Annotated in this window: 4 protein-coding genes and 2 pseudogenes; 2 read left to right on the forward strand and 4 right to left on the reverse strand. The window is 44.5% G+C overall.

Annotated features, from left to right (window positions below; genetic code table 11):
* Positions 1-565, forward strand: a pseudogene (locus tag F6K20_RS28300) (hypothetical protein); the annotation flags it as partial.
* Between the two features lie 134 nt (positions 566-699).
* On the opposite strand, the gene F6K20_RS28305 reads toward F6K20_RS28300, so the two are convergent.
* The 4 genes from F6K20_RS28305 to F6K20_RS28320 form a co-directional block, all read right to left on the reverse strand.
* Positions 700-846, reverse strand: coding sequence for a hypothetical protein (locus F6K20_RS28305; protein ID WP_287267034.1), 147 nt, complete (start codon positions 844-846; stop codon positions 700-702).
* Between the two features lie 22 nt (positions 847-868).
* Entirely contained in the window at positions 869-1,483 is a 615-nt protein-coding gene (locus F6K20_RS28310; protein WP_008178215.1) for a hypothetical protein, read from the reverse strand.
* Between the two features lie 90 nt (positions 1,484-1,573).
* Entirely contained in the window at positions 1,574-1,744 is a 171-nt protein-coding gene (locus F6K20_RS28315; RefSeq protein WP_287267036.1) for a hypothetical protein, read from the reverse strand.
* Positions 1,745-1,809: 65 nt separating this feature from the next.
* Positions 1,810-3,357 carry an alkaline phosphatase D family protein gene (locus tag F6K20_RS28320; protein ID WP_287267037.1) on the reverse strand — a complete coding sequence of 516 codons (1,548 nt, stop codon included), beginning with the start codon at positions 3,355-3,357 and terminating at the stop codon, positions 1,810-1,812.
* Positions 3,358-3,551: 194 nt separating this feature from the next.
* Between F6K20_RS28320 and F6K20_RS28325 the strand changes: the two are divergent.
* Positions 3,552-3,835, forward strand: a pseudogene (locus F6K20_RS28325) (Uma2 family endonuclease); the annotation flags it as partial.

Consider the following 3,835-nt stretch of genomic DNA (forward strand, 5'->3'; position numbering starts at 1 on the left):
TGCGAAATTTGAATACTCTGACCGGAACAAAGACCTAAAAAAACTCCAGGAAGAACTGGCGACATGGTTTGACGAATCCATGGCACGAGCTGCCGGGGTATACAAGCGTCAGTCTAAAGCCATATCTTTTTTAATTGGATTAGTGATTTCCCTAGCCTTGAATATCGATACCATCAATATCAGCAATCAATTCTATAAAAACCACAGTGTAAGAGCTGCTGCCAATCAAGTCACTAATAGGATTGTTAATGAAACTAGTGCCTGTTTACAGCAAGAATCAAACAATAATGACTGTTATGATAGTATAACCTCAGCTGTAGATGACCTAGCCTTCCTTCCCATTGGCTGGGGAGAAACTAATCTTGTAGAGCAGTTTGAAGAACCCAATCACCTTCCCAGAGAGCTGGGTTTGACTTGGGTTTACTTCAAATTTGTTTTAGGGATTATTTTGAGTGCGATCGCAATCTGTATGGGAGCCCCCTTTTGGTTTGAAGTACTAAATAAGTTAGTCAACGTTCGTAATACTGGAGACAAACCAAAATCTTCGCGCATAGACTCCCAGTAAGCATTCAGCCGTCAGCCATCAGCCGTCAGTGGTCAGCCGTCAGCCGTCAGCCGTCAGCCCTTGGCTTTTGGCCACGCTACTGTTCGCGTAGCCTGCCCGTAGCGCATTAGCTGATACGCGACACGCGCTATAGCTTACGACTGCCCACTGCTATTCCTGATTATGATAGCAATTTCCATCCTAATGAGGAACACAGGATTTTTTCCCTGTTCCCTGTTCCCTGTTCCCTGTTCCCTGTTCCCTGTTCCCTGTTCCCTAAAACCAGGTACTCTGTACCTCACCAAATTGAAAAACGCTATACTCCTATTGAGGTTGCAAGGCAAGAACTATAGCCTGAGTCCAGTGTAACTTGATCGGTGTAAACCTACAGGGTAAGTAGAACGAACGGCTATTTCCAGTATTTGGTTCAAAGAAATTAAATAATAATTGGAGATTAAATTTGCCACCATTTTTAATCGCATTCTTCAAGTCTTTTACTGGAAACAACGCATTTTTAATATTTTCATCACTAAGCTTAAATTCGCAATTTTGACCAGGACGAATTTTCCCAACGTCTTGGCTTTTGGGAGCCTCTTCCATATCATCAGAATTTACCCAAATCATGGGTCGGGAATTATTTTCCAAGTCAGTTATCAGACTCTTGTCCCAGTCTATTTCAATATAAACAGGATTCTCGTTGGATTTATTTTTAACACTCAGTTTAAGATCCTTTAAGTCATCCAATTTATAGCTAGGATCGAAGCCAAAGTTGACTTCCATGAAATCCTTAAGATTGTTCTTTTCCAGTTCCTGATTGATAGCATCAGAGTCTACCTTAACCGTTATGAGTTGGTCTATTTCCTGGAAAGCTTTGTACAAAACGTAAGTAACGCCGATTATATAAATCGTCAGGATTAGCAAGTTTTGGTCGTTATCCATTTATTGTAAACCTCTTAAAAATACTAGTTTAAGGTTTTATTCGTTAATGGGAATAAGTAGAGCCTGCATAAGGATTGGTAAAGTATAGCACTACGCATTCAGAGGTGCGCTTTCCAATAGCCGGGGAACCCGGCCTTGGGTCGCACCTCGATGTTTGACATTACTAAACTCCGAAACTGAGTCATAGCTTACTTCTGACTTCTGACTTCTGACTTCTGACTTGCGCGTAGCGCTATATACCCCATAAATGAGTTTACTCAATATTGATTCACAGGGCTTCAGGGGGGAATCCCGAAGCCCTGTCACTTTAGGCAATAAGTTACTAACTAAGCTGGAATGAGTTTTGGCTTACCTGACTCAACCATCCAGGTTGACATCAGTTCTTCAGTGTTGCTAGGACGCAATAATGTATCAACAGCCCACCATTGAGCGGTAACTTGTGCAGGAGTTACATCAATAACCAGATAACCATGACTGTCAAAATCACACCAGTGAATGTGGGGAAAAGCCTTCATCACCTCTTGCTCAATGGGAATAGACTGTGTGCGTCGTTCCCAACCCATTTTGTCGTCAAGGTTCTGTGACGTCAAGCTACCCGTCACAAACTCCACAGCGATTGGTTCTTCTTGTGGATCGAAAGCATCTCGCTTTAACTCAATCGCTAGTCCAATGTGGACATCACCACTGAGTACAACAACATTTTTGATCTCATTGTCTCGCCAGTGGGACAGAAGTAAATCCCGCTCAACAGGATAGCCATCCCATTGATCGTAATCTGGCCGGATACCGTCAACATCGATCAGCTTTAGCTTTAGGAGTGCTTGCTTAATTGATGGAGGGAAATCTTTACTCCATGTTGTCGCCATCACTGATGGGTTTGCCAATAACTTCCATTGTGCCTTCGATGTATCAAACTGTTCCAGCAACCAAGTACGTTGTTCAGCACCCAGAGCAGATCGTTCTGGGTCAAACATTGCTGGGGGCGGTACAGGCTCATCACGAAGAGTACGAGTGTCAATCAACATTAAATCGGCTAACCCACCCAGTGACACTTTCCGAAAAACTCTTTGTACGTTGGCGGGATCAGGCTTGCGTGCTGGTAACCATTCCCAGCGTACTTGGAACGCAACAGCGCGACGTTTAGCCCAATCGCCATCGCGTTCTGGGTTGTGTTCGCTAGCGCCATCGCGCCATGCACCATCAGCAAATTCGTGATCGTCGAGGGTAGCAATTATTGGTAGTGAGGCACGCAGACGTTGCAGGTCAGGATCTCGGTGATACTGATCGTAGCGTTGGCGGTAATCTTCCAGTGTCTTGCACTCGTGAGCCGGTTCAAACGGACGACCAATATCTGCACCGGGTGTTTGGCTGGCTGGCGGCTTGTTTGAGGCTTCGTAGATGTAATCACCCAGATGCAGTAAAAAATCAAGGTCATCCCGTGCTGCAATGCGACTATAGGCGTTGAAGAAGCCAGCATTGAATTTCGCACAGGACACCTGAGCAAAGCGCAGATGTTCAACACCATTTGTTGGTAAAGTCTTGGTTCTGCCAACGGGTGATATCTGACCTAGTGCTTCAAACTGGTAAAAGTATCGAGTTGCAGGTTCTAAACCAGTCACATCAACATTAACTGTGTAGTCTGCATTGGCTTCAGCTAAGGCTGTCCCAGAAGCAATAATTTTGCTGAAGTCAGAATCGCTAGCTACTTTCCAGTTAACTTCCACAGGTTCGGATGTGGGTGTAGTGACTCGCGTCCAAATCACAACCTGATCTTCAAGTGGATCTCCGCTTGCTACACCATGCACAAACGGGTTATCTATTCTTTCCATATTGATATTGATCATAGCAATATGCAGATCAGTATAAAATAACATGAGATATTCCAGAAGGGAGTGAAAGTTTTTCTGCTGTCCCTAACATGCTCCCAACTGTTATTTTTATATAGGGAGTAGATAGAATAGAGGCATCCTGGACTATCTGTTACGACCAAGAGATTCACAGCATCGTTCAACTCCAAGGGGACTCCCGTTATAGTCGTGTTAAGCAGCGTCTAGCACTGCCAGTAAGGATAGTACCTCGAGTCAAATTACCTCCTCCCTTCCCTGACCACACCCAGCTACCGGAGTCAGATGGAACATTTGTGAAAAACTTTCAAGAGCATCCCCAAAGCATAATTCTAACGGATTCGATGGGAGAGATCTTACAACAGCGACATCCTGATGGACAATATGCCATTGGGCAAGACTGTGGTATCTACTGGCGAGAAACTGACCCACCTGAAAAAGGAGCCGAAGCGCCTGATTGGTTCTATGTGCCCAATGTCCCTCCTCAGCTAGATGGTAAAATTCGTCA

This window comes from Moorena sp. SIO2C4, assembly GCF_010672485.1.
In the GTDB taxonomy this organism is placed as follows: domain Bacteria; phylum Cyanobacteriota; class Cyanobacteriia; order Cyanobacteriales; family Coleofasciculaceae; genus Moorena; species Moorena producens.

Excerpts from the sequence above, each read along its gene's own strand:
- F6K20_RS28310 (WP_008178215.1), bottom strand. The coding sequence starts at position 1,483 with ATGGATAACGACCAAAACTTGCTAATCCTGACGATTTATATAATCGGC.
- F6K20_RS28320 (WP_287267037.1), bottom strand. The coding sequence starts at position 3,357 with ATGTTATTTTATACTGATCTGCATATTGCTATGATCAATATCAATATG.